This window comes from Stieleria sp. (genome assembly GCF_041595215.1).
GTDB classification, from domain to species: domain Bacteria; phylum Planctomycetota; class Planctomycetia; order Pirellulales; family Pirellulaceae; genus Stieleria; species Stieleria magnilauensis.
This window is the reverse complement of the sequence record NZ_JBFHKV010001110.1, coordinates 1-2,736: the sequence shown is the minus strand read 5'-3', so window position 1 is coordinate 2,736 and position 2,736 is coordinate 1. Positions and strand designations below refer to the sequence as shown.

Below are 2,736 nucleotides of genomic sequence, written 5' to 3'. Positions count from 1 at the left end.
GTCGGCGGTGGTGTGCAGTTTTAATGCCACCGAGGCTTCGGCTTCGGGTTGAAATCGATCGGTGATCTTCTTCGCGTCCTGGATGTCGCCGCGGGTCACACGATCGAGAAACGCCTGGTCATTAGGATTCTGTCGTTGGTTGAACAGCGTCCAGTTCGGGTCATCAATGTCGACGGTAAACACCACCGAAATCTTGGACTGGTCGGTCGAGGGATAGTCGATGTCCAGTGTCGGCCCCGGGTTGTCTGCATCGCCCCGCGAAGTCAGAACAAAGAATCCTTCGTCATCGATCTGAACGTCAATCGTCTCGTACGCATTGTTCTTCTGCTGTTGACTGATCGCCTGATTGATCGTGTCGCGGAAGACCGATTCCAGACTCTTGGTGTTCAGCTGGTCTCGCAACGACTTGATGTCTCGATTCTGTTCCTCGCCGATCGAGATCAGGATCCGTTCTTCGGATTCGGCACCCTGGCCATTGTTAAGCACTAGGGTGAATTCGGTGTCCTGCCGCAACAACCCGCTCGCAGGGGCTGCAGCGCCGGCGCGCAACCGGAACCGGCCCGGCACGACTTCGCTGCTGGCGGTCGTGAAGTCCGATTCATCGAACGGAGAGGCATTAAATCCTAACGCGGCACTCCGCCCGTCATCGAATTGACCCAGCGGACCGGGATCGAGCAGACTGCCGAGGTTGCTTTCGGCAAAGCCAAGTTCACCACCGCCAATGATCGTCATCGATGAGATTTGCGGGATTTCCGCACTGAGCACAATCGAGGGCGTGGTCGGCAGGTCCGGGTTGGCAAAACCGTTGATGCTGCCAAAATCGAGCGACACGGTGACCGGGACGAGCGCCGTTTGGCCTTCGCCCTGTGTCGTCTCGACGTCGTTGAACTTGCCTTCCAACTGCGCAATCAATTCCGCTTGCAGATCGATCAGAAACGTACCCAGGTTCTCGAGCGCGCCAGCCAGATCATCGTCGGCCCCGGTCGGCAGCGCGAGACCTGCGATGTCGACCTCCACCGGCTCCTCTCCACCCGCGTCAATCACCAAGGTGAATTCGGCCTCCGTCTCGCTGCCGCCAAAGTCAAACCCCTGCTCGGCGGTGATGTCGACGGCAAAGGGAATCCCATCTTCAACTTTTGCCGCCAGCAAACCGATCGTCGCTTCGGCTTTCAGTCCAGCATCGGTGCTGAGCACATCAAAGCCATCGCCGTCTTTGGCGGGCGCGGACTTGATGTCGATCGAGGCGCGGAACTCTTCCACCGGCGTTCCAGTGACATCGACCGCGCCGGAGTTCACGTAGAAGTAGTCGAGGTCGAAATTCGGGTCGATCCCGTAGCGCTGACTGAGCCCGAATCCGTATCGCAGGTTCCACTGCAAGTCGAATCGTAACCCGTCCGACGCATCGACACTCAATCCGAGTGCTTCCAGACCCGGCAACGCGGTGGCGGCACCGAGATCGAACTCAAACGGCAGATCCTGGATGGTGCGTTGGCCGAGGTGAAAGTCGAACTGGACCCAGCTGGTGCCTGGATCCGGATTCCCGTCCCCCTCGCCGGTTGGACCATCAAGATCGTCGGCGCCGTAGCTGAGCAGAATGTCGCTCGCCGAAATATCGGTACCCGCATCGGGGCTGTCCATCAGGATCGGTTCGAGGATCTCGAACATCGCGTTCTGGAAGTCGGCGATCAAGTTTTCGCTGGTTGAAGTAAAGACCGTCTCGACCAACTCCGTCAAATCGGTTTGAATCGCCTCGATTTCGGTCAGCACCGGCTCGACCGCATCAGCGAGTTGCCCACCGACGATGGGGACCCCGGAAATCTCGTCAATGGCAGTTTCGATGCCGGCAACGATTTCCGCGAAGGTGTCATCAAATCCGTCCTTGACCTGCCTGATCAGACGATCTCGCTCGTCGGTGTCGAGACTCGAAAGTAGTTCCAGAAGTTCGTTGGGCTGATCATCATTGACGATCGTTCCCGTCGCCCGCGTGTCCGCGTCGCTCGCAAACGTCACCTCACCGACAACCGACTTGAATCGCACTTCCAGTCGTTCATCGCCTTCGGGGACGACATCGGGATTCACCGTGATGGTTAACGTTTCGCTGGCCGAACCGGCCGGGATCGTGATCGACTGGAAGGCCGGAACGACGAAATCGGCATCGCTGCCTCCGGCGGCCGCCAGCCCACGTTGGGCAGCGCCTCGCTCATCGTCCGTGGGCAAATCGTCGCCGGCGGCGAAGATTTCGAAAGTCACCGTCAACTCCTCGCTGGTATCCCCGCCTCGAGTGATCGGAAACTGTAACTCGGCCGGTGCCCCGCCCGGGTTGCCCTCCTCGACGGTCGCGTCCCCGATACTCAGCGATGCGGCAAGCAGATCGCGGCGTTCAAGCTGTTCGGCGCGGCTGCGGCGATGGCGGGTTTGCTTGCGACGACGACGGTGTGCGGTTGACTGGAAAGTAGACATGAGAGTTGGTTCGTTGATAAAAGGGCCCAGTGGTCACACCGATTCCGAAATCTTCCGGATTGTCGGTGAGTCGCATCGGGAACCGACCGACGCCGATCGTGTGAACGTCGCAGCGGTGAAGCGCGCCGGTCCCCAGTCCCTTACACGGCGAACCGCCGCCGTGATTCATCCCCCTTTTCGGGCGGGGAGCGTGTTTTTTTTTTGCGAGAGGTCGGCATCGTGGCCGTCCCGCCACTGTTTCTGCCACTGTTGTCTCGGCCTGTTGATTGAATCAGC

General features: G+C 59.4%; 1 protein-coding gene. It reads right to left on the bottom strand.

Going from position 1 to position 2,736, the window contains the following annotated elements:
- On the bottom strand, positions 1-2,460 hold a 2,460-nt coding region (locus tag ABX749_RS28585; protein ID WP_372899034.1), incomplete at its 3' end, for a hypothetical protein.
- Positions 2,461-2,736 lie beyond the last annotated feature (276 nt).